Annotated in this window: 20 protein-coding genes; 10 read left to right on the top strand and 10 right to left on the bottom strand. The window is 63.2% G+C overall.

The genetic code is table 11. From position 1 onward, the window contains the following. Positions 1-2 precede the first annotated feature (2 nt). Both BLR13_RS24320 and BLR13_RS24315 read left to right on the top strand, forming a co-directional pair. A complete protein-coding gene (locus tag BLR13_RS24320; RefSeq protein WP_074818698.1) occupies positions 3-1,064 on the top strand; it encodes an acyl-CoA dehydrogenase family protein in 1,062 nt (353 codons plus the stop codon). Then, positions 1,061-2,209 carry an acyl-CoA dehydrogenase family protein gene (locus BLR13_RS24315; protein WP_074818702.1) on the top strand — a complete coding sequence of 383 codons (1,149 nt, stop codon included), beginning with the start codon at positions 1,061-1,063 and terminating at the stop codon, positions 2,207-2,209. The genes BLR13_RS24320 and BLR13_RS24315 overlap by 4 nt, the downstream gene beginning before the upstream one ends. Before the next feature lie 131 nt (positions 2,210-2,340). On the opposite strand, the gene BLR13_RS24310 is transcribed toward BLR13_RS24315, so the two are convergent. The 9 genes from BLR13_RS24310 to BLR13_RS24270 are packed head-to-tail and all read right to left on the bottom strand — an operon-like array spanning position 2,341 to position 10,658. After that, positions 2,341-3,531 (bottom strand): CaiB/BaiF CoA transferase family protein, encoded by a 1,191-nt coding sequence (locus BLR13_RS24310; protein ID WP_074818707.1) that lies wholly within the window; start codon positions 3,529-3,531, stop codon positions 2,341-2,343. Beyond that, a complete protein-coding gene (locus BLR13_RS24305; RefSeq protein ID WP_074818710.1) occupies positions 3,528-4,484 on the bottom strand; it encodes an HpcH/HpaI aldolase/citrate lyase family protein in 957 nt (318 codons plus the stop codon). Before BLR13_RS24305 ends, BLR13_RS24310 begins: the two co-directional genes overlap by 4 nt. Next, a complete protein-coding gene (locus BLR13_RS24300) occupies positions 4,481-5,440 on the bottom strand; it encodes a hydroxymethylglutaryl-CoA lyase (protein ID WP_074818713.1) in 960 nt (319 codons plus the stop codon). Before BLR13_RS24300 ends, BLR13_RS24305 begins: the two co-directional genes overlap by 4 nt. A gap of 3 nt (positions 5,441-5,443) precedes the next feature. Continuing rightward, positions 5,444-6,160, bottom strand: coding sequence for a nitroreductase (locus BLR13_RS24295; protein ID WP_074818716.1), 717 nt, complete (start codon positions 6,158-6,160; stop codon positions 5,444-5,446). Then, a complete protein-coding gene (locus BLR13_RS24290) occupies positions 6,153-6,917 on the bottom strand; it encodes an ABC transporter ATP-binding protein (protein ID WP_074818719.1) in 765 nt (254 codons plus the stop codon). Before BLR13_RS24290 ends, BLR13_RS24295 begins: the two co-directional genes overlap by 8 nt. Positions 6,918-6,924: 7 nt before the next feature. Next, positions 6,925-8,094 (bottom strand): amino acid ABC transporter substrate-binding protein, encoded by a 1,170-nt coding sequence (locus tag BLR13_RS24285; protein ID WP_157793716.1) that lies wholly within the window; start codon positions 8,092-8,094, stop codon positions 6,925-6,927. Positions 8,095-8,131: 37 nt separating this feature from the next. Continuing rightward, the gene (locus BLR13_RS24280; protein ID WP_079586006.1) at positions 8,132-8,836 is read right to left on the bottom strand and encodes an ABC transporter ATP-binding protein; all 705 of its coding nucleotides are present in this window, start codon (positions 8,834-8,836) and stop codon (positions 8,132-8,134) included. Then, positions 8,833-9,798: a branched-chain amino acid ABC transporter permease gene (locus BLR13_RS24275; protein ID WP_074818730.1), complete on the bottom strand. Its 966-nt coding sequence runs from the start codon at positions 9,796-9,798 to the stop codon at positions 8,833-8,835. The genes BLR13_RS24280 and BLR13_RS24275 overlap by 4 nt, the downstream gene beginning before the upstream one ends. Beyond that, positions 9,795-10,658 carry a branched-chain amino acid ABC transporter permease gene (locus BLR13_RS24270; RefSeq protein ID WP_074818732.1) on the bottom strand — a complete coding sequence of 288 codons (864 nt, stop codon included), beginning with the start codon at positions 10,656-10,658 and terminating at the stop codon, positions 9,795-9,797. The genes BLR13_RS24275 and BLR13_RS24270 overlap by 4 nt, the downstream gene beginning before the upstream one ends. A gap of 219 nt (positions 10,659-10,877) precedes the next feature. On the opposite strand from BLR13_RS24270, the gene BLR13_RS24265 reads away from it, so the two are divergent. The 6 genes from BLR13_RS24265 (at position 10,878) to BLR13_RS24240 (ending at position 17,034) form a co-directional block, all read left to right on the top strand. Further along, positions 10,878-12,053 (top strand): acyl-CoA dehydrogenase family protein, encoded by a 1,176-nt coding sequence (locus BLR13_RS24265; protein WP_074818736.1) that lies wholly within the window; start codon positions 10,878-10,880, stop codon positions 12,051-12,053. Beyond that, the gene (locus tag BLR13_RS24260) at positions 12,050-13,219 is read left to right on the top strand and encodes a CaiB/BaiF CoA transferase family protein (RefSeq protein WP_074818739.1); all 1,170 of its coding nucleotides are present in this window, start codon (positions 12,050-12,052) and stop codon (positions 13,217-13,219) included. The genes BLR13_RS24265 and BLR13_RS24260 overlap by 4 nt, the downstream gene beginning before the upstream one ends. Continuing rightward, complete coding sequence (locus BLR13_RS24255; RefSeq protein WP_079586007.1) at positions 13,216-14,340, top strand: CaiB/BaiF CoA transferase family protein; 1,125 nt, start codon at positions 13,216-13,218, stop codon at positions 14,338-14,340. Before BLR13_RS24260 ends, BLR13_RS24255 begins: the two co-directional genes overlap by 4 nt. 4 nt (positions 14,341-14,344) lie before the next feature. Beyond that, positions 14,345-14,848, top strand: a complete 504-nt coding sequence (locus BLR13_RS24250; RefSeq protein WP_074818742.1) for a MaoC family dehydratase — start codon at positions 14,345-14,347, stop codon at positions 14,846-14,848. Further along, positions 14,832-15,641: a GntR family transcriptional regulator gene (locus BLR13_RS24245; RefSeq protein ID WP_079586008.1), complete on the top strand. Its 810-nt coding sequence runs from the start codon at positions 14,832-14,834 to the stop codon at positions 15,639-15,641. Before BLR13_RS24250 ends, BLR13_RS24245 begins: the two co-directional genes overlap by 17 nt. Before the next feature lie 421 nt (positions 15,642-16,062). Beyond that, a complete protein-coding gene (locus BLR13_RS24240; RefSeq protein WP_143039680.1) occupies positions 16,063-17,034 on the top strand; it encodes a hypothetical protein in 972 nt (323 codons plus the stop codon). Here BLR13_RS24240 and BLR13_RS24235 read toward each other — a convergent pair. After that, positions 17,014-18,321, bottom strand: coding sequence for an IS701 family transposase (locus tag BLR13_RS24235; protein ID WP_083387697.1), 1,308 nt, complete (start codon positions 18,319-18,321; stop codon positions 17,014-17,016). The two genes, BLR13_RS24240 and BLR13_RS24235, sit on opposite strands and share 21 nt — an antisense overlap. A gap of 100 nt (positions 18,322-18,421) precedes the next feature. Between BLR13_RS24235 and BLR13_RS24230 the strand changes: the two genes are divergently transcribed. Both BLR13_RS24230 and BLR13_RS24225 read left to right on the top strand, forming a co-directional pair. Beyond that, a complete protein-coding gene (locus BLR13_RS24230) occupies positions 18,422-19,279 on the top strand; it encodes a tetratricopeptide repeat protein (RefSeq protein ID WP_074818749.1) in 858 nt (285 codons plus the stop codon). 34 nt (positions 19,280-19,313) lie between these two features. Further along, positions 19,314-23,810 (top strand): hypothetical protein, encoded by a 4,497-nt coding sequence (locus BLR13_RS24225; RefSeq protein WP_074818752.1) that lies wholly within the window; start codon positions 19,314-19,316, stop codon positions 23,808-23,810. Positions 23,811-23,858 lie beyond the last annotated feature (48 nt).

Here is a 23,858-nt window from a genome sequence, read left to right as displayed (position 1 = left end):
CGATGACGCAAACCGAAAATCCACTGTTCGACATGGCCGGCAGGCTGTTCGGCGACCTCTGCCATCCGAAGGATCTGGCGGACGCCGAGACCGGCCGATGGCCTGATGCGGCGTGGTCGGCTGTCGAAGCGGCCGGACTGCCGGGCGCGCTCATTCCCGAGGACGCCGGCGGCTTCGGCGCTTCGCCGGTGGAAGCCTTCTCGGTGTTGCGCGCCGCGGGCGAGCACGCATTGCCGCTGCCGCTTGGCGAAACCATGCTGGCGGGCCTGTTGCTGGCGAAAGCAGGCATTGCAATCCCGTCCGGCCCGATCAGCGTGCCCTCGGCGGATCAAGCCGCGCTCAAGCGAAGCGATGGCCGATGGACGCTGGCGGGCAGCCTGCGCCATGTTCCCTGGGGGCGGCATGTCAAAACGGTCGTTGCGGTCGCCGACTTCGAGGAACGGCCTTACGTCGTACTCATCTCAACCGACGGAATGGCGCCGGATTGCGCCGACAATGTCGCCCGCGAGCCGCGCGACAGCTTCACGATCGACCTGGCGTTGAAGGACGGCGAGATCGCGCCGTCCGAATTCTCACGCCTGGATCTGCGCGCGATGGGTGCGGCGATGCGGACCCAGCAGATCGCCGGTGCGCTTTCGAAGGTAATCGCGATGAGCGTCCGCTACGCGGAAGAGCGCGTTCAGTTCGGGCGCCCGATCGGAAAATTCCAGAGCATTCAGCAGAGTCTGGCGGTTCTGGCGACCCAGACCGAGGCTGCCAATGCGGCGGCGGACCTTGCCGCCGAGGCCGTGACCGACGAAGGCGTCGAGGCGCTGGCGATCGGTTGCGCGAAAGTCCGCTGCGGCGAAGCGGCAGGCCTCGGTTCCGCCATCGCCCATCAGATCCATGGCGCGTTCGGATTCACCCACGAGCACAGCCTCCACTTCTACACGCGGCGGCTGTTGTCCTGGCGCGATGAGTTCGGCAACGAGACCGAATGGAGCACACGCATCGGGCAGGCCATGATCAAGGGCGGTCCGGATCGGCTGTGGTACGGCATCACCGATATCGGAGCGTCCCGATGACGAACCAGTTCCCGTTTGCGCCGCCGCCGCGTTCGCCCGAGGCCGAAGAACTGCGGCGCGAGGTGCGCGACTTCCTCAAGACCGAATTGGCCGGCACCACTGCCCTGCAACGCGCCGAAAGCTGGAACGGCTGGAGTGCCGAATTCAGCGCCAAAATGGGCGAGCGCGGCTGGATCGGCATGACCTGGCCGAAGCGCTATGGCGGCCATGAGCGCAGTGCGCTCGAACGCTATGTGGTGCTCGAAGAGATGCTGGCGCATGGCGCGCCGGTCTCGGCGCACTGGATCGCCGACCGGCAATCCGGCCCGCTGTTGCTGCGTTCGGGCACCGAACAGCAGCGCCTCGAAATCCTGCCGCGCATCGCCGCCGGCACCTGCTTCGTCTGCATCGGGTTGAGCGAGCCGGATGTCGGCTCCGACCTGGCATCGGCGCGAACGCGGGCGGTACCGGTCGACGGCGGTTACCGCGTCAACGGCACCAAGATCTGGACCACCAACGGCCATCGCAGCCATTACATGGTGCTGTTCTGCCGGACCGGTGACGGCGGCGAGCGGCATCAGGGGCTGAGCCAGTTCCTGGTCGATATGAAGACGCCGGGTGTCGAAGTCAGGCCGATCATCGCGCTGACCGGCGAGCATCATTTCAACGAGGTCGTCTTCACCGACGTTTTCCTGCCGGCGGACAGCGTAATCGGCAAGGTCGGGGAAGGCTGGCAACAGGTCACCTCCGAGCTTGCCAACGAGCGCAGCGGGCCCGAGCGATTTCTTTCTTCCTTCGAACTGCTGGTCGAAATGGTCCGCGCCTTGGGAAATTCGCCGTCCGACCACGCCAAGGCTGCCGTCGGTCGCCTCGTCGCGCATATCGTGACGCTTCGCCGGATGTCCCGATCCGTCGCCGGAATGCTGCAGGCGGGGTCCGATCCGACGCTGCAGGCGGCGATCGTGAAGGATCTCGGCGCGGTACTTGAACAGGAAGTTCCGGAAATCGCCCGCCTGCTGGTCGGCGCCGAGCCGACCTCGTCATCGGCGACGGACTTCTCCGCGGTGCTGGCCTACACCACGCTGCACGCCCCCTCGTTTTCTCTCCGCGGAGGCGCCCGCGAGATCCTGCGCGGAATCATCGCGCGCGGCCTGGGGCTGCGTTAACCGGCTCGCGTGGCCGACTGGCGATGTAACGCGCAACAACGCGTCACCGTCGGCAGCTGCCAAGCACGGTGTCGGGGCTTCGATGGGTCGATTCGACCGTTGCAGCTGTCGCTAGCGCTCGGCTCCGGGTTTCAGATGACCTTGTTATCCCGCAGCGCCTGGATTTCGGTGCCGCTCAATTGAAGCAGACCGCCGAAGATCTCATCGTTCTGCGCGCCAAGCCCTTCGCCGAGCCAGCTCACCTGTCCAGGCGTCTCGGAGAGCCGCGGCACGACTTCGGGAACGGCGATTTCGCCGGCGCGGGATGGCATCATCTTGATATTGCCCCGCGCGCGATATTGCGGGTCCTCGAAAATGTCGGCAATGCTGAAGATCAGGCTTGCCGGCACACCGCCTGTTTTGCAACGCGCAAGTACCGTCTCGCAATCCAGCGACGCGACCCAATGCGCGACGATCCTGTTGACCTCGTCGCGCGCCGCAAGCCGCAGGTCCTTAGGGCCGTATCGTTCGGCCGAGGCAAGTTCGGGCTGTTCCATCACTTCCGCCAGCCGCACGAACATCTGGTCGCTGGTGCAGGCGATCGCGATCCACTTGCCATCCTTGGTCTGGTAGTGGCTGTGCGGGCAGACATTCACCGTGTCCGCGCCCATCCGCTCCCGGACATATCCGAACTTCTGATAGGCTGGCGCAATCTCGTCGAGAACACGAAATACCGATTCGTAAAGCGCGAGATCGACGCATTGGCCCTCGCCGCTCGCCCCACGGGCCTGCAACGCGACCAGTGCGCCGATGGCGCCGTACATGCCTGACATATAATCGGCCAGCGAGGTCGAACCTGGAACGACCGGAATGCCGCCCGGCTCGCCGGCGAGATAGGTCAGGCCGGAGAACGCATGCGCGATGCGGGCAAAGCCCGGTTGCGTCCGCAACGGTCCATCCTGGCCGTAAGCCGAGATACGCACCAGGATCGCGCCGGGATTGATCTTCTTCAGTTCCTCATAGCCGAGGCCCCATTTTTCCAGCGTGCCGGGCCGAAAATTCTCGACGATGATGTCGCACTTGGCGGCGAGCTGCTTCAGCAGTTCCCGGCCGCGTTCGCTGGCGAGGTTCAGCGTCACGCATTTCTTGTTGCGAGCCTCGGAGAGCCACACCAGCGTATCGCCGCAATCGGTGTTGGTGCCGAGACGCCGCAGCGAGTCACCGGTCGTCGGCGGTTCGACCTTGATGACCTCGGCGCCGAATTCCCCGAGAATGGTGGCGCAATGCGGCCCCGCGATGAACGTGCCGAGGTCGAGAACTCGAATCCCCTTCAATGCGCTCACGGCTTTCCCCCGATGCTGGCGGCCCGGTCCAGCAATTTCCTGGCAACCTTGATGTGCATGAGATCGATCATCTCGCCGTTCTTGTCCTTGACCGCACCGCGTCCTTCGCGTTCGGCCGCGGCCATCGCTTCGATCACCTCGTTGGCCCAGGCAATCTGGCCGGCAGCCGGTGTCAGCACCTCGTGAATGATCTCGATCTGCGAGGGATGGATTGCCATCTTGCCCTCGAAGCCCAGCGCGCTGGCGCGCCACGCGGCGGCGCGCAATCCGTCGACATCGCGGATGCCGGAGAATGGACCGTCGATCGGCAGCAGCCCGAAGGCACGGCAGGCATTGGCGATCCGCGCCGTGGCAAAGTGCCAGAGGTCGTTCCAGTGCCGCTGGCGCGGATTGCGGCCGTCATCGTCGGTCAGCACCACGTAATCGGCGGAAGGCGCGCCGACCGCCCGCTGGAAGCTGCCAAGATCGAGCTGATAATCGCCGCCGCCGAACACCAGCGCATGGAGCCCGCCGCCGGCCTGCGCGATCGCCTCGACATTGGCGACGCCGCGCGGCGTCTCGATCAGCCCCATGATCCCGACCTTGCGATCGCGCGATGCCGCCGTCTCGGCGGACCGGATCATGACGTCGACGGCATGCACGTCGCCGGGCGATTCGCATTTCGGCAACAGGATATAGTCGAGCCGCGGACAGGCCTCGACCACGTCGAGGATATCGCGGCAGCCCCATGACGTGCCAAGGCCGTTGACGCGCACCGCGACGATGCGCTCGCCCCAGTCCAGCCCGTTGATCGCTGCAATGGCCTCAGCTCGTGCTTTCGGCTTGAGCGCGTTGATGACCGCATCCTCGAGGTCGATGAAGATGGCATCCGCAGGCCCCTGCGCCGCCTTCTCGAGGAAACGGGGCGAGGTGGCGGGAACCGCGAGAAGCGACCGAAATGTCCTGGATGTCATGAATATCTCATGTTCGGGTTGGTGGACGCGAGGTTCATCACGGCTTTCCGCGTTGCGCCGTTGCCGCGGTGGCTCTGGGGCTCGATGCCGAGTATCCCGGCGATCGCGTGCGATGTGGCAACCACCCGTTCCGGATCGAGCCCGGTCTCGATGCCCATCTCCGCCAGCATGGCGACCAGATCCTCGGTCGGAAAATTTCCGACGGAGCCGAGCTTGTTCGGCATCGCGATTCCGCCGCCGATCCCGCAGATCGCGCCTTCCAGCCATTCGGCGCCGGCGTCGAGCGCGGCCAGAATATTAGCGGTCGCCATGCCCGAGAGATTATGGATGTGGAAGCCGAAGCCGGCATCCGGAAACAACGCGCCAAGTCGCGCGAACAGCCGGTTGACGTGCGCGGGATCTTCCATCCCCAGCGAGCCGGCAAGATAGAAGCGGCGGATGCCGCCGTCATGCAGGCGCCGCACCACGGCGATGACATCAGCTTCCGCAATCGAGCCCTCATACGCGCACCAGAACGCCATGCCGAGTGCCATGACGAACGGGATTTGGCGCGCTTCGGCGATCCGGAACGATTCGAGATTTTGCTCGATCGCCTGATCGATCGTCATGTTCTGGTTCTTGCGGGTGTAGGTCGCGCTGATCGTGATCAGTCCGAGCATCTCGTCGACCCGCGCCAGCGCCGCCCGCTCGGCGCCACGGGCGTTGGGGACCAGGGCGCGGTACACCGTTCCGGGCCGGCGCTTGATGCGCTGGAAAACCTCTTCGGCGTCGCGCAGATGCGGAATGACCTTCGGGTGCGCAAAGCTGGAAACCTCGACAACGGGCAGCCCGAGATCGGAGAGCCGGTCGATGATGGCGACCTTGGTGTCGGTATCGATCCATCGCGGAAAGCTTTGCAGGCCATCGCGCGGTCCGACTTCGGCAATGACAATGTTTTTGGGGAGTTTGAGCGCCATGGATCAGAGACCGTCGAACGTGGCAAACGCGTCCAGATCCGCTCGCGCGGTTTTCAGCGCGTTTACCGGCGCATCCGGATCGATATGGCCGAGCGCCATCCCGCAAATGATAACCTCGTTCTCGGGAATGTTGAGCAGCGGCCGGATCACGCTGTGAAAATCCGCGAATGCCGCTTGCGGACAGGTGTGGAGACCGTGGCCGCGCGCCGCGATCATGACCGCGCCTAAGAAAATGCCGAGGTCGAGCCAGCTGCCGATTTCGAGATCCTCGTCCAGCGTGAAGATCATGCCGACCGGCGCGCCGAAGAATTCGTAGTTGCGCATCCTGGCCTGCTGGGTGCCCTCGAAGTCACCCTTGGCGACACCGAGCAGGCTGTACATGTCCCAGCCTATCTGGCGCCGCCGCGCGAGGAAGGGCTCGCGCCAGCGGACCGGATAGTAGTTCCACTCGCGCTGGTAAGGTTCGAAACCGTCGCGGGCGACGGCATCGGAAATGCCTTGGGTCAAACGCGCTTTGGCGTCGCCGGCAATCACCCTGACACGCCACGGTTGAATGTTGCTGCCGCTGGCGCTTCGGCTCGCAAGCCGAAGCAGTTCCTCGACCACGGTTCGCCCGACGGGCTTGGGAAGGAACGCGCGGACGGATTGGCGCGACTGGATGGCTTCATCCACGGCGGCGATCGCGGCCTCGCGCGAGATCTGGTGCGGAGCATCATGCATCGGTAAAATTCAGTGCTTTCAGGCTTTCGGGGATTTCACCGAGGAACAGCCGCTTGACGTCGTCGTTCGCCAGCAAGTCCCGTGCTGCGCCCTCATAGGCCACCTGTCCGAGGTGCATCACATAACCGCGATCCGACATGCCGAGTGCATGCGAGGCCTTCTGCTCAACCATCACGACCGTCATGCCGGCGTCCCGCAGCGACAGCAGGCGCTCAAAGACGATCTCGACATATTTTGGCGAAAGCCCGAGCGAAGGCTCGTCCAGCATGATGACCTTCGGGCTCGTCATCAGCGCGCGGCCGATCGCCAGCATCTGCTGCTCGCCGCCGCTCATGGTGTCGGCGTGTTGCTTCATGCGCGTCTTCAACGCCGGAAACAGCTGCAACACCCGTTCGGTTGCCGCCTCGATCGCGCGCCGGTCGCTGCCCAGGATATGGGCGCCGATCATGAGATTGTCGCGCACCGTCATCTCTGGAACCACGATGCGACCCTGCGGCACATAGGCAATGCCGCGATAAACCCGCCGGTCGGTGGGCTCGCGCGTGATATCGGTGCCATACGTCGACACGCTACCTTGCCAGGCGCGCAGCAGCCCGGCCGCGACCTTGATCGCGGTGGATTTGCCGGCCCCGTTCGAGCCGACAATCGTCGTGATCAGCCGTTCGCGAAAGATCATGCTGGCGCGCCGGATCACCGGAACGTCGCCATAACCCGACGTCACATCGCGAAGCTCGAGCGGCGCAGCCTCGTCTTTCATGCCGCCCTCACCGCTTGTCCCATGCCGGTATCGGCAGCTTCGGCTCGGTCGTCTTGTAGTCCTCCGGCCAGATCACCTCGCGCTTGCCGTTCTGGACCTGAACGAGAAGTCCGCGCACGCCAATCTGCATGTACGTGTTGGGGTCGACCTCGTGCTTGCCCATGACGGTTCCGAGCTTCAGGCTGGTGAGGACCTCGCGAACCTTTTCGGTGTCGGTCGAACCTGCCTTTTTTACAGCGGCTTCGAGCACGGTGCCGGCGACGAAGCCGAACGCCGCGTAGTAGCCGGGGTCGGAACTGAACTTGTCCCGGTAGGTCTTGACGAACTCCTTGTTGCCCTCGCTCGGCAGCGACGGTTCGTACAGCGACATGCCAACGGCATATTCGGCGTCCTTGCCCGCCGCCGTGATGAAGTCATCCTGCGACACTCCGTTGGCGACGAACAGCTTCGGCATGTAGTTCATCGAATGAAACTGCCGAACGGTTTCGATCGCCTCGCTGGGATAGAGCAGCCCGATCCACAGGTCCGGCTTCAGCTGCTGGCCCTTGGCGATCTGCGACGAGAAGTCAGCCGTTCCCGCCGGGAAATATTCGTCGATCACGACCTTCACGTCCTTGCCGTCGATCGTCTGCTTGATGGCCTTGCTGATGTCGCGCGCCGCAGCATAGTCGCGGGAGACCAGCGCAATGCTCTTGACCCCGTATTTCTGGATCATGGGCAGGACGCCGTCGGCATAGGACGAGATCCGGGCCGCGGTCTGGAATACATATTTGAAACCACGCTGCTGGATGGCTTCCGCGGCGCCGCCGCCATTGATCATCAGCATCTTGTGCTTTTCCGCGACCGCCGACCCGGTTGCGGCCGTCGCCGAACCGAGCGACGAAATCACGAAATCGACCTTGTCGCTGGTGATCAGGCGCTCGTAGAGCCGCGCGGCGGTCGCGGGATCGGAGCGGTCGTCATAGACGACAAACTCGATCGTCCGGCCGGACAGTCCGCCGCGCGCGTTGGCCTGCTCGCGCCAGAGATCGAGCCCCTTGAAATAGGGAGCGGCCGAGTCGGCGAGGTTGCCGGTCTGCGACAGCGCCACGCCGATTTTCACGGGTTCGGCGGCGTTTACCGCATTCGGTAACGTCAGCGCGGCCATCACTGCAGCGAGAATCGTTGTTCTGATCATTTTTCCCTCCCTTTGCGGATTCGTTGCCGCCGATTGTTCAGAAATAAGCCTCAAGTACCCTGGCGTCATTACGGACCGTTTGGGTGTCGCCTCTGGAAATGACGTGGCCCTCGGCGAGCACATAAACGAGATCGCACTCGCTCAGCACGATCCGCATCTCGTGATCGATGAAGAAGACCGTGATGCCTCTGGCGCAAAGCGCGTGCAAATGCTCGACGATGCGGTTTTGAAGCCGCGGATTGATGCCGGCGAACGGTTCGTCGAGCAGAAGTATCTTGGGCTGAAGCATCAGCGCCCGCGCGATCTCGACCAGCTTGCGCTGCCCATAGGAAAGTTCGGATGTCCACTTGTCGGCGATTGCGGTGATTTCCAGGAAATCGAGCAGTTCCATGGCAAGCTCGATCGCGGCGCGATCATCCCTGCCCCGCGCGACCGCAACGAGGTTTTCAAGGACGGTCATTTCCGCAAACAGCCTGCTGATCTGGAACGTGCGCGCAACACCGTGGCCACAGATTTCCGCCGGGCTTGCCCGCGTGATGTCACGTCCGCCGACGATGACGCGCCCGATATCGGGCCGCAGCGTACCGGCGATGATGTTGAATAACGTCGATTTGCCCGAACCGTTCGGTCCGATCACCCCGGTCATCGACCCGCGCGTGACGTCGATACTGACGTTCTCCAGCGCAATGCGGCCGGCGAACCGCTTCGACACGTTCTCGACAACGAGTATCGGGTCGGTCATGACGATTGGCTCGCGGGTTGGGCGGGCCGCCGGAACAGAGGCCGGCCGAGCGCCAGCCATCCGCCCTTCATGCCGATGTTGACGAGCCCGCGCGGCGTGAACAGCACGGCCAGGAGAACGATGACGCCGACCGAAGCGAGGTAGATCTGCGGATAGTTCGCCCACAGGACCTCGTTGACGACGGAGAGCACGATGGCGCCCAACAGCGGACCCAGCACGGTGCCCATGCCGCCCAGCAACACCATGGCGATGGTGGTGAGTTCGATATTCGACGCGAATGCGGTCGGCGGATCGATGAAGCCGAGATAGACCGAGTACAGGCACCCCATCGCGGCCGGCGCCACCGCGGACGCAACGAACGCGCCGATCTTGAGACGCGTGGTCGGGATACCGAGCGACTCGGCGGCATTCTCGTCCTCACGGATCGCCAGCAATTTGAGCCCGAGCCGTGAATTGTCGAGCCGCCAGGTCAGCAGCATCATCACCGCAGCCACCGCGGCGACGACGTAGTACAGCGGCTTGAGATCGCCGAGCGGCTTCAGATAAATGCCGGTCCCGCCTTGCGTGATACCATCGAAGCCGAGCGCAAACGCCTCGAGGACGCGGGCGAGGCCGAACATGCCGATGGCGAAGAACGGACCTTTGAGCCGCAGCATCGCGCCGCCGAGCGGCAACGCGGTCATTGCCCCGGCCAGCGCGGCAGCCAGCGCGGCCAGATACCAGGGCACGTTCCAGTGAAAGATCAGGAGCGAGCCGACATAGGCGCCAATGCCGAAAAAGGCGACCTGGCCGAAATGGGTATAGCCGGTGTAACCGCCAATCAGGTTCCAGGAATACGCAAGCACCAGGAAGATCAGCAACTGGATCGAGAACGACACCGCGTAGTCGGACCCGACCAGCGGCACCACGCCGGCTGCGACGGCTGCAATGGCGAAGACGCCGAAGGGACCCAGTTGCTTCATATCCGAACTCCCGCACCAAGCAACCCGCGCGGCCGGACCAGGAGAACGCCGAGCATCAGCAAAAACAGGAATGCGGAGCCGATCACGGCACCCGCAAAATAGCTGCCCACGACCTCGACCACGCCGAGCAGCAGCGCGGCCAGCATGGCGCCGGGGTAGCTGCCCATGCCGCCGACGATGATCACCGCAAACGCCTTGATGATGAATCGCGAACCGAGTTGGGGATCAATGGCGAACGCCGGCGCGACCAGAACGCCGGCAAGCCCGGCCATGCCGGAACCAAGCGCGAATGTCGCGAGCCTGACACGCTCGACCGCAATGCCGGAAATGCTTGCAAGCTCCGGAGCCTGCGAGGCCGACCGCACCGCGCGTCCGAAGCGGGTGAACTGCAACAGCCACCAAATGGCCAGGCTGACGCCGATCGCACAGACAAACGACACCAGTCGCGAGACCGAGACATTGACCCCAAGAAGCCGGATCGAACCGCCCAGTACGCCGGGCAGACCACTGTAGCCGCCGCCCCAGATCAGGATCGCGACGTTTACCAGGATGGTCGAGAGCGCGTAGGTCGCGAGCAGCGACATGATCATCGGCGCGCTTTCGATCCGCCGCAGGATAAGCACATGGATCAATATTCCGAGCAGCGCGCAGCCGGTCGGAACCAGAATCACGGCCAGCCAGAACGGCAGCTTGAAACCGACGACGATGGAAACCGTCGAGAGCGCGGCCACCGCGAGAATATCCCCATGCGCGAAGTTGATCACGCGCATGACGCCGAAGATGAGATTGAGCCCGCACGCCATCAGCGCATAGACGCCGCCGAGCAGTATTCCGCCGATGAGGAGTTCCGTCAGCGGCATGAAGCAGATTCCGGCGCGCTGCAAATCGAGAGTTTGCGCGAAGGCGGTGTTGCCTGCGGAAATCCCGCGCGTTCGCCTGACATTGAATTTCTCCCTCTCGACCAGCGCTTGCTATTGTCCAGACAACTACTGAGGACTTTACTTGACGTCAAGGCTCGAGTTATAGACGTTTTGTAGCACCTCCAAATATTTGTCCGGACAACTTGTGAGACTCTGCCGATGGCTGATGCGATCCGAAACGCGCAAATCGACACCGAGGAAGAGACGCAGATGCTCGATTCCATCGAGCGTTGGGTCGCCCGCGAGCTCAAACCGATCGTTCGCGAATACGATCATGCCGACCGCTATCCGACGCATGTGGTCGAGCAGATGAAGGAGCTGGGACTGTTCGGCGCGATCATCAGCCCGGAATATGGCGGCCTCGGATTGTCTGCGACCACCTACGCCAAGATCATCATGAGCATTTCCTCGGTCTGGATGTCGGTGACCGGGATCATCAACTCGCACCTGATGCTCGCGCTCGCGATCCAGAAATTCGGCACGCCGCAGCAGAAGACGCGATGGCTGCCCAAGCTTGCGACCGGTGAAATTCGCGGCGGCCTCGCCCTCACCGAGCCGGACGCCGGCACCGACCTGCAGGGCATTCGCATGGTCGCGCGGCGCGACGGCGATCACTACGTCATCAACGGCACCAAGACATGGATCACCAACGGCGCCGAGGGGTCGTGCCTGGCGATGCTGGTCAAGACCGATCCCGACGCCAAACCCCGCTACAACGGCATGAGCCTGTTCATCACGCCGAAGATGCAGGGCTTCAAGGTCGGCCGCAAATTGCCGAAGCTCGGCTACAAGTCGATCGATACGGCCGAGCTGATCTTCGAGGATTATCGCGTCCCTGCCGACCATCTGATCGGCGGCGTCGAGGGCCGGGGTTTCTTCCAGACCACGGGCGGGCTCGAGCTCGGACGGATCAATGTCGCCTCGCGCGGCGTCGGCATCGCGGAAGGCGCCCTCAAGCTGGCGACCGAATACGCGCAGATCCGCAAGACCTTCGGCAAGCCGATCTGCGAACATCAGGCGATTGCGCTCAAGATCGGCGAGATGGCGACGCGGGCACGGGCCGCGCGGCTGCTGACGCTGGATGCGGCGCGCGCCTTCGACAGCGGCGAACGCTGCGACATGGAAGCCGGCATGGCCAAATATTTCGCCAGCGAGGCGGCGCTGGAGAATTCGATCGAGGGCATGCGGATTCACGGCGCCAACGGCTATTCGCGCGAATACGACATCGAACGCCTGTATCGCGACGCGCCGCTGACCTGCATCGGCGAAGGCACCAACGAAATGCAGCGCATCATCATTTCCAAGCAGCACATCAAAAGGAACCCCGCGCTATGAAGCCACTCCAGGGCGTGCGAATCGTTTCGGTGGAGCAGTTCGGCGCAGGACCCTACGCGACCATGCTGCTTGCCGACCTCGGCGCCGAGGTCATCAAGGTCGAGAACGCCGCGATCGGCGGCGATCCTTCGCGCAAGACCGGCCCGTTCATGCTGGGCGACAACGACAGCGAGTACTATCAGGCGTTCAACATCAACAAGAAGAGCGTTTCCATCGACCTGCGCACCGATGAGGGCAAAGCCGCGCTGAACGAGTTGGCGGCGACCGCGGACGCCCTGCTCAACAACCTCAGGGGCGATCTGCCCGCCAGGCTCGGTCTCGACTACAAGTCGATGTCGGCGGTCAACGCCAGGCTCGTATGCGTGCATCTTTCGGCTTACGGCCGCAACAACGAGCGCGCCTCGTGGCCCGGCTACGACTACCTGATGCAGGCGGAATCCGGCCTGATGCACCTCACCGGCGAGCCTGACGGGCCGCCCTCCCGCCTCGGCGCCCCCTCGATCATTGATCAGACCACGGGCTTGACCGCGGCCGTCGGGCTTCTGTCCGCGGTGATCCAGGCGCGGTCGTCCGGCAAGGGGTGCGACGTCGATACCTGCCTGCTCGACGTCGCGCTGCATCAACTCGGCTATGTCGCCACCTGGTACCTCAACGAGGGACACGTCTCGATGCGCCAGCGTCGCAGCGCGCATTATTCAGTGGCCCCGGTACAGACCTTTCCGACCGCCGACGGCTGGCTGTTCATCATGTGCATGACCGACAAGTTCTGGAACGAATTCGTCGGCGCGATCGGAAAAGCGGATCTGCTAGCCGATCCGCGCTTTGCGACCATGACGACGCGTCAAGCCAACCGCGACGCCCTGACCGAAATCATCGATCGCGAGCTGAGCAAGCAAACCACGGCCTACTGGCTCGGCAAGTTCAACGGCGTGCTGCCGGTCGCACCGGTACTCGACCTGGCGCAGGCTCTCGACAATCCCTTCCTCAAGACCACCGACATGATCAACGTCATCTCGCACCCCGCCAAGCCCGAGATGCGGGTGCTGGCGAACCCGATCAAGATCAACGGGCAGCGTCTCAGCCAGGCGCCCTGCTCGCCATTCGGCGCCGACAACGCGGCCTATGTCGGCAAGGTCCGTTCCGCCGAACCTGCGGGTTCCTCATGAAGCTCGAAGGCATCCGCGTCATCGACCTCTCGGTGTTCCTGCCGGGTCCGTATCTGACCCTCGCCATGGCCGATCACGGCGCCGAGGTGATCAAGATCGAAGCGCCCGGCGAGGGCGATCCCGGCCGGCACATCGGACTTTCCGACGGACCGAGCACGGTGTTCTTCCGCAACCTCAATCGCGGCAAGAAGAGCGTGGTGCTCGATCTCAAGGACAACGCGCAACGCAACACCCTGCTCGCCCTCTGCGAGACCGCCGACGTGTTCGTGGAATCGTTTCGCCCGGGGGCGGTCGATCGCCTCGGCGTCGGATATGAGGCCGTGCGCGCCCGCAATCCCCGCATTGTCTACTGCTCGATCAGCGCATTCGGACAGGATGGCGAACTCCGTGGCCGTCCGGCACACGATCTCGCGCTCGAAGCCGAAAGTGGACTGCTCAGCATGACGCTGGGCAATGACGGCAAGCCGGCCATGCCGGGCATCCCCGCCGCCGACGTTCTCGCCGGGCTTCAAGGACTGTCCGGCGTGCTGATGGCGCTGCTGCGGCGCGAGCGCACCGGGCTTGGCGACCACATCGATATCAGCATGCATGAGGTCATGGTCGGCGGCATGCTGAACATCCTGGGGCCGGCATTCGCCGAAAACCGCCAACCGATCGCCGCGCACGAGCGAACCACCGGAGGCGCCGCTTTCTACCGTCCTTACGAGACGCAGGATGGCCGCTACCTCGTGCTGGCCGGGCAGGAGCCGAAGTTCATTCATAACCTGCTCGGCGCCTTCGGCCGTCCGGAGCTGGCCGAGTTGTGCCTGCGCGGACCGGGCCCGCACCAGCGGCCGGTGATGGAATTCCTCGCGGCCGAATTTCGCGGAAAGCCGCTGGCCGAGTGGAACACTTACCTTGCGACGCTCGATGTCTGCTACGGCTGCGTCAACACGCTTCCGGAAGCGCTTGCGCATCCGAACCTGCTGGCCCGCGGGATGATCCAGCACGACGGACTGGACCGCCGCCACATCGGTCCTCCCATTCGCTTCAGCCATGAGCCGGCACGCCCGAACCTGCACGAACCGGCCCTCGGCGAACACACCACCCAGTTTCTCGGGAATGCTTCAGCTTCGGAGTAATGACATGCAAGGCCACGATCAAATCGGTCCCCAGCGCTATCGCGAAAGTTTCGGCCGCTACTATGACGACTTCAATATCGGCGACGTCTACGAGCACCGCCCCGGCCGCACCATCACCGAAAGCGACAACACCTGGTTCACCTTGCTGACGATGAACACCCACCCGCTGCACTTCGACAAGGTCTACGCGGCCAAATCCGAGTTCAAGCAGCCGCTGGTCAACAGCTGCCTGACGTTGTCGATGGTGGTCGGAATGAGCGTGAGCGACATCAGCCAGAAGGCCATCGGCAATCTCGGCTGGAACGACATCAAGCTGACCGCGCCGGTGTTCGTCGGCGATACGATCTACGCCGAATCAGAGGTGCTGGCAAAGCGAGAATCAGCATCGCGGCCTGGACAAGGCCTTGTCACCGTACGAACGATCGGCAAGAAGGGAGACGGCACGCCCTTCATGAGTTTTGAGCGGACCGCGCTGATCGCCAAGAGAGGCCATGGCATCGAAGACTGAAACCAGGACGCGCAAGGCGAACTCACCGAAAGTGAGGCCGCAGACGCGCGCCCCGGCCGAGGTCAAATCCGACGATCCGCTTTATCTCCAGGTCGTGCGCGCGCTAAAGGACGAGATCGTCAGCGGCGTGCATCCGGTCGGATCGCAGCTTCCGACCGAGGAAGAACTGTGCGAGCGGTTTTCTGTCAGTCGCTACACCGTACGCGAGGCATTGCGACGGTTACGCGAGGACAATCTGGTATCCTCGCGGCAAGGGGCCGGAACGATCGTGGTGCCGCCGCGCCCGGCCGACTCCTTCGTCCACGAGGTGATGTCGATCAACGACCTCGTCGCCTTCGCCACCGGCGTCCGGTTTGCGATCGACGCGATCGAGATGATCGTCGTCGATGCCAAGCTCGCCGCTCGTCTTGGCATCGCCAGCGGCGAAGAATGGCTGTCGGTCCGCGGTCTTCGCCACACCGACGGGAATGAATTTCCGATCTGCTGGACCGAGGTTTACATCAACCGGGAGTTTGCCGCGGTCGGCCGCCTGCTGCAGCGTCACACCGGCCCGATCTTTCATCTGATCGAAGACCTGTTCGGCCAGAGTATTGTGGAAGTCCATCAGGATATCGCGGCGGCGTTGATTTCGCCGGAACTGGCCGGCGGCCTGAAGGTCAAGCCCGGCACCACGGCGCTCGAGGTGCAACGCACCTACAAGCTCGCGACCGGCAAGATCGCGCAGGTCGCGATCAATACCCATCCCGCAGCCCGCTTTCGCCATTCGATGACGATGCGACGCGTGAAGGGCTGAATTGCTCAGAAGTGACATGCGGCCCCGCGGCAGGGTCAGGCGTTGGCCCGACCGCCGATCTTTTCCTGCCGCAACTCCCCGAGCCGCGGCTTGAGTCCGCCGAAAGGGCGCCCCTGTTTTAGTTCGCCCTCGACCGGAATTGACATCCCGAACCGGACTCAGCATCCGCAACCCTTGCGTGAAACATTTCCGGATTCATCGTGCAGCGGTGCGCGCGTCGAGATCGATCTCCACGCACCCGGCCCGCGTGAATGTCGGAAAACCGACGGGCCTTGCCGCCCGCAGTTCCCCGAATTCAGCGCGCGCTGAAAACCTGGCATCGCGCCGTTGCGCGAGCCGCGACCGCAACGTTCAGAAATCGAAAAAAAAGCGTGAAAGTTGCGGTTTGTCGGCTATCATCGGAGGTGGGGATGGCTGCTGAATGTTGACTTGGACGTCGAAATTTAAGCTTCGTCTGCTCGGTCCATTCAGCTTCGTGGACCCGGAAGGGCGCCGGATTGTAATTTCCAGCCGCAAGGGCGCGGCGCTGATTGCAATGCTTGCCGTTTCCAAGGACGGCGAGCGGGCCCGCGGCTGGCTCCAGACCCAACTGTGGGGCAGCCGCGAGCCGAAGGAGGCGAACGGTAGCCTGCGGCGCGAGTTGTCGGACTTGCGCCAGCGTCTCAACCGCCCGTCCTGGACGCCGCTGATCTGCGAGCGGGACCGGGTACGGCTCGACCTCAGCATCGTCAGTGTCGACATTTTCGAACCGGACGACGAGGCCGGCACACACGGCGCCGGTCAGTCCGGCGAGTTCCTCGAGGGGATCGATATTCCCGGGGAGGAAGCCTTTGAAGACTGGCTGCGCGAGCAACGCGCGCGCCTGCTCAGGTCCGCGGCAGATAACGCTGCGACCAGGGCCGCACCGCCGCGGGCCCCGGCCGCCATCTCCGTATCCAGCCCGATCTGGCCGGGACAGGCCGCAAGCGATGGCCCCTCGCTGGCGATCCTGCGCTTTACAAACCTGACCGGCGACCCGGACGACGCCTATTTTGCCGAGGGCTTCAAGCAGGAATTGATCAACCGTCTGTCGCGCGTGCGATGGCTGGCGGTGATCGCCGGCGACTCCGGCGACCCGCGGGGTGCGACGATCTCCAGTCAGGAAGCGCGAGGGCTCGGCGCCAAATATTTCCTCGACGGATCGATCCGGACCGCGGCAGACCTGATGCGGATCGACGTCACGCTCTATGAGGCGGTGCGGCTTCAGGCGGTCTGGTCGAAACGGATCGAGATCGGCCGATCGGTGATTGCGACCGCGTTCGACGAATGTCTGCAGGAGCTAGCACTACTTTGGCAGATTTATTCACGCTGCTGCTTTCCGCCGATTTGTCTTCTACAGTACGGGCATCGCTGAGGTCGTGGTTGAACGATGAGATCGACGATGGCTTGGCGTACGGCCGGCAGGCTCGGCTGAGGCGGTGGACCGTTGATTCTTTTTTTTCCGCCCCGCTTGTGCGAGACGGCGATGCTGGAGGAATGCGTAAGCGATCATGGTCATGAGCGCATGACGATGAAGGCCCTGCCAGGATCGTCCCTCGAAGTGATCAAGCCCGAGTTCCTCTTTCAACTGCTGATGGGCCTGTTCGCAAATCCATCGAGCTTTGATCGTGGCAGCTAACGTGCGCAGATTCATCTCGGCCGGCATATTGGCGAGATAATATTTCTTCTCCCCCGACGTCCTGTGTTCGCCGATAAGCCAGGCTTCGTCCCCCGGAAGATGCTGCTGGCCCATGTCCTTGATCCGCTGCGGAGGTCCATCAGCGGTCCGCACGCGAATCGCGGCGAAGCGAGCTTCCAGCCGGCCCTTGGTCCCGTTTCGCCAACTCACATTTTGCCACTTAGCATTGGCCAGCATGTCTTCGGCTGCCCTCGACAGGATATCGGGAATGTGCCGCTTGCGGGGACGACCTCGACCGGCGACCGGCCAGATCAATTTAACCTCCACCGGATAAACCTTCTGGTGACGAGGGATACCGACGGCCCAGGCCAGGCCGCGTGTCGTTAGCCCCTGACGGAACGGCGCGCTGAGGCCGTAACCGGCATCCGCCAGCACGCAGCCAAAGCGCATACCGGCTGCCATCACGCGATCGATCTCCGCCAAGGCGATCTCTGGCTTGGTCCGCGCTGCGCGGTGCTCGACTGGAACGCCCGCACGCTTCAAACGCACCGGATTGCTCGTCCAACTCTCGGGAACGAAGAGACGTAACGCCACCATGACCGGCACTTCACCCCGCGCAAGCGTCAGCGACACCAACGTTTGGCAATTGGCCGTCTTGCCGAGAGATGAGGCATATTGAGGAGCCACACCAACCGAACGATCGCCCTTCTTCGGCATCGCGGTGTCGTCAATGACCAGCACCGCATCACTGCCGCCAACGAGGCGATCGGCCTGAACCAGCAATTCCGACTCCAATGGCGCCGCATCCCAGACACCATCAGCGATGAAATGATGCAACTGGTCATAGTCGCCCGGTGCCAGCCGCGCCGCCATCGGCTGGACGCTCTTGCGATCGCCTGGTCCAATCAGTCCCGAGATATAAAGCGGACACATCCGTCGCCGGGCCTTGTGACCCAAGCGATCCAGGAATGGCTTGAGCCAGCGTCCAAGCTCGTCTTCCCACTTCGGTGTCGTGTTCACCATGGTCGGCCCTCCAAAAGCCGACCACCCATGAATCATTGAAAATCTGATTCGGGAATCCAGTTTCGCCGATCAATTGCAATAATCTGCCAAAGTAGTGCTAGTGGCGCATCTCGGCGCCAAGATCGATCACGGCGAGCAATCAAGCGCGCGGGAACGGGTGCCGTCGAACGCGAACATCACCGATCTGCTCTGGCGCGGTCGTTGGCATTTGAACCGACTGCATCATGCGGATTCGGATCAGGCGCAGGAGCTGTTCGCCAGGGCGCTTGCACTCGATCCTCATTCCCCGGAAGCCCTGATCAACGTCACCCATGGACTGGCCTGGGCGATCTGGACCGGTCGGGAGTCGGGGAATCGGGTGCAGGAAATGCGGGGCCTCGCCCAGCGCTCGATGCGCGCCGATCCGTCCGACGGCCGGGCCTACTGGCTTGCGGGCACGGCGGAGACCTGGTTGCGGCACATGCAACCCGCGCTGGACCTGCTCTACCAGGCGGTCGAACTGACGCCGAGTCTGGCCATTGCGCACGCCCAGATCGGCTCCACCCTGAATCTATCCGGCGGGCATGAGAAGGCTGGCGGGCACCTCGAACTGGCGCGACGGCTCAGTCCGTTCGACGTGCATCTGTTCTTCGTCCTTGGCGAACTGGCCATGAGGTCCAGCCTGCTCAGGGATTACCGGGAAGCGATCGCCTATGCGGATCTGGCCATCGTCCGGCGGGAACAATATTGGTACGCCCATATGGTCAAGATCGACGCCCTTTTCAGACTGGGCGAAACGCAGCAGGCCAAGGTGGCGTTTGAGGAGCTCCGGGCCGTCAGGCCGCGCTTTACGACCAAGTATATTGACTGGATTCCATTTGAAGACCGCTCGGTGAACCATCGGTTTGTCGAGTCGGTCGCTTCGCTCTCGGCGGGACGCACCCGCCTCGCGACCGAAGGCAATAATTCACGACGTTAGAGCGCGAAGGTTATTTCAGAACGAAGGGGAAGTTATGGGGGACGCGAAGGCGGCAGGGGGACTATTCGCCGGGTGGACGCTGAAATATTTCGACAAGATTACCGCAGCCCAGGCGATATCCGGGAACGGGAACGCATCCGACGAAGATGAATTCGATTTTAACGACCTCGGCGCCGATCGGTCCTGGTCGCCGGTTCTCCGACGGCTTTGGCTGTGGTCGTTGCGGGTAACGTTCGCTTTCTTCCGGGCATGCTGGCCGATCCCGAAATTCGGCCGGCTGGTCATCATCACCCGCGACGCCGACGTGCGCGACGTGCTCGCCAAGCACGACATCTTCCGCGTGCCGTACGGCCCGGAGATGAAGGAGCTCGGCGGCGGTGCCGCAACGTTTGTCCTCGGCCTCGAAGGTGTCGAGCAGCAGCGCCAACATGACCTTATTCGCGACCTGATCGGCGAACAGGACGCGAAATGGCTGATCCAGCGGACACGGCAGATCGCCGATACGCTGCTCGATGCGTCCGAGGGCCGTATCGATGTCATGAAGGATCTCATCACCAGGGTGGCGTCCGAGACCTGCGCCGAATTCTTCGGGCTCGGCGTCGACGACCCCGACGCTTTCGCCGAATGGTCGATGTCGATATCGGCGTTGCTGTTCGCCGATCCGTTCGGCAAGCCCGCGACCCGCAAGCTCGCCCTTGCCGGGGCAGCGCGGGTACGATCCGTGATCGATGCCGCCATGGCGCGGCTCCCGGTCGACCCGCCAATGCCGACCGAAGGACTGGGCAAGACGATCCTTGAACGCCTCGTCGACACCGGAACGCCGCCAGCTGAAATTCGCGCCATCATGGTCGGCATGATCACGGGATTCATCCCGACCACGACCCTGGCGGCCGGCAACATCCTCGAGCAGCTGTTGCGGAAACCAGACGGACTGGATGCGGTCGCCGCGGCGGCGAAGCAAGCGCGCAGCAGCGACGACCCGTCGGCGCGCGACCGGCTGGAGCAACTTCTGTTCGAGGCGGCACGGCTCAACCCGGCGCTCAACCCGGGGCAATGGCGCTATGCCGCGCAGGACGCAACCGTCACGACAGCGTCGGGCTCACACCGGATTGCCGCCGGATCGGTCTTGCTGGTCGCAACCGCCTCGGCGATGCGCGACCGCCAGTCGAGGGGCTATGAACTGGTGTTCGGATCCGGCGTTCATGCTTGCCTCGGCAAGACGCTGGCGATGGCGCAGATCACCGCGATCTTCGAATCGCTGCTGTCCAGGGACGCGGTGCACGTCAGAAAGGATCAGTGGGGACAGATCTACCGGGTCGGCGTGTTTCCCCGCCGCCTCGACATGGAGTTCAAGCCTGCCTACGGATCGCAAATCCAGAGCATGGTCACCGTGCTGGCGCCGCTTACCGCACAAGCTGACATCAACGCCTGGCGTCAGGCGATCGAGAATCTTGGCGCGCAACCACAACCAAATATGCGTGACGCACTCCAGCGCACGAACCTCGTTCATTTCGCTTCGCTCAACGTCATCGATCTTGGCGATCCGATTGCCCCGGCGCCGTATCTGCTGCTGGAAGTGAATGGCGACGGGACTTCCGACAGGCTGATCGACGCGGTCGATGCCTCTGCCAGCCCGTGGCTGCTGAGCCTGTTCCGATCGGCTGCGAACGGCGACACCACTCCCGTCCCGGCGAGCACCGGTCCGGTGCTCGGCCAATTGCTGAGAGCCAGCGAGATCAAGCTGAAGGCGCGACCATGGGGAACGGCCGGATTGTGCTTCTTCGGCTTGCCCGGCCAGTCGATAGCAAGCATCCAGCAACAGGACGATCTGGCGAAGTTCTGCCGCGAAGCCGTCGATCATTTCGTGGAGGTTCATGCCGGTATCGGCAGCCACGCCACCAATGCCCTGCAGTTCGTTCGCGACCTCATTCACGACAAGCCCAGACTACGCGCAATGAACGATCCAAAAACAAGGTCGCTGCTGGAACGCGGCCCTGCCTTCAGGCGCTATCTGACGATCCCAAGCCGCCAGGAACCGCCGACCCTCTGCTGGACAAAGCCGGATAGCCGTCTCGCCGCAGTGCTGTCCTCACCAACGCTGTTTCCGACCTACTTTATCCTGGCGGCGATCGCGATCATCGTCAGCGTTTTATGCTTCATATGGTACGATTTCACGCTGTCGTTCGCGCCGGCGCATCTTCTGACGACAATCGGGCAATGCCTCATTTCGCTGGTCGCGGGATGTATCGGCGCCGCGACGCTGGTCGGCATCCTCGTCGGCGCCTTTGCCGCACGACTGCATTGGGCCGACATCACTGACCGGCCGGAAGATCTCGACCCCAATCTCGCGAAGGTTCGCGAGATCGCGAAACGCGAAAACGATCCCAACTGCGAGCAGAATCATTTTCTGTCGGTCTCGCCGCTCAAACCCGGCTGGTTCCGGAAGCTCACGCTCGGCGTCGCGCTGTGGGGGATCGAACTCGTCGTGAGCCGCGCCTTCCGCCCCGGCTACATCGTCAACATGGGGACGATCCATTTCGCGCGCTGGTTCCGGCCGCCGGGATCGGAGCGCCTGGTGTTCCTCTCCAACTACGACGGCAGTTGGGAAAGTTATCTCGAGGATTTCGTCACCAAGGCCTATCTGGGCCAGAACGCGGCCTGGAGCAATGCCGTCGGTTTTCCGCGCACCAAATGGCTGGTCCAAGGCGGCGCACAAGACGGCGATCGCTTCAAGCGATGGGTTCGTCGCCAGCAGCAGCCGACGCAATTCTGGTTTCACCACTTCTCGCATCTGACCGCAGATCAGCTGCGCAACAACGCTGTAATCTCCTGGGAGCTGGCGCGCGCAACCACCGACTCGCAGGCCCGTGCATGGCTCAGCTATTTCGGCTCGATGCCGAAGACCGATACGGTGATTGAGACCCCGGAGGTGCAGTCCGTCGTATTCCGCGGCTTCAAGCGGCTTCCCTATATGAAGTTCGCTGCCATCCGCCTGCCCGACGATCGCAATGTCTGCGCCAGATGGCTGGCATCGCTGGTGTCCGGCACATGGGATCCGCACGGTACCGGAGATCCGGAGCCGGATGAGCGTTTGCAGGTCACGTTCGGCGACCGGCCGCTGATCGGCGAAGAGCCTTCGGCAACCTGCGTCGCCTTTACGGCGGCAGGCCTGTCCCACCTCCTCAAGGAATCGAACGATTGCGGGTTCGACACGCTGTCGACATTCCCTACCGCGTTCAATCTTGGAATGTCGTCGCGACAGCGCATCCTCGGCGACTATGCTGCATCCGAACCGTCGTCATGGCGCTGGTCGGATGCCGACCCCGACAAGGCGGTTCACGCGGCGATTTTTGTCTATGGAAAATCGCAGGAGGAATGCGACACCCTGTTCGAGCTGCATCGTTCGTCGCTGACCGGCGCAGGTCTTGCGATCACCGAGTTAAATACTCAGCCGACCAAAAAGAGCGCCGACCACATCGAAAAGGGCATCAGCTACGAACACTTCGGCTTCCGCGACGGCATTTCGCAGCCGGTGATACGCGGCACCCAGCGTTTTGCGAGCGGTGCGCAACAGCCCCGCGACATCATGGCGCCCGGCGAATTCCTGCTCGGCTACCAAAGTAACCAGGGCTACTATCCGCCAACGCCCGTGGTCGCCCGCGAAAGCGACACCGGCAACCGGCTTGGATCGGTCCCGTCAGCGGGCGATACCCGCTTCTCCGCCTTCCAGGATCCGCGTCCGCAAGTGCGCGACTTCGGACGCAACGGCACCTTCCTGGCGATCCGGCAACTCGAACAGCATGTCGACGAATTTCACGCCTACGCTGATCGTTGCGTAATGGCGCTGGGAGACCCGGATCAGCTAACCGGCCTGATCGGCGGCGCGGTGACACGGGACTGGGTGGAAGCCAAGATGATGGGACGCTGGCATGACGGCGTGCCGCTGATCGTCCGTCCGATCGGACCTGTTCCGCCGCCGCAGGACGATGACGGCTCTCTCGAAGAGACCGATACCGACCTGAACTTCGGGGTCGATGACCCCCAGGGTCTCTATTGTCCGTTCGGCGCGCATATCCGCCGAACCAATCCCCGCGGCAGCCTGGCGCCGGGAGACGATTCGCAACTGATGATCACCAACCGGCATCGTCTGTTGCGGCGTGGCAGATCCTATCAACAGGAAGGCGAAAAGGGCCTTCTGTTCATTGGCCTATGCGCGGATCTCGAACGCCAGTTCGAATTCATCCAGCAATCTTGGCTGGGCTCTACCAGCTTCGCCGGGCTGACCAACGAACCCGATCCGATCGTGGCGGTGAAGCCATCAGGTGCATCGACGCGATTTACGATCCCGACCTCGGCCGGCTCGCTGGCGCTACCGGGCGGCGAGAGCTTCGTGACGGTTCACGGCGGCGGCTATTTCTTCCTGCCCGGCCGATCGGCGCTGATGTTCCTGGCGGAATTCGTTCAGCTTTGCCTCTCTAAGAGAAAGCCTGTCAACAACGCCACTGAAGCAGACGCTCATCAACCTACGTAGAGCGTTTTCGAGCGAAGCTTGCTCTCGGACTTGATCCGGGGGTGGACG

The organism is Bradyrhizobium ottawaense (genome assembly GCF_900099825.1).
Taxonomy (GTDB): Bacteria; Pseudomonadota; Alphaproteobacteria; order Rhizobiales; family Xanthobacteraceae; genus Bradyrhizobium; species Bradyrhizobium ottawaense_A.
The sequence above is the reverse complement of the archived record's forward strand: the minus strand, read 5'-3'. Positions and strand labels throughout refer to the sequence as shown.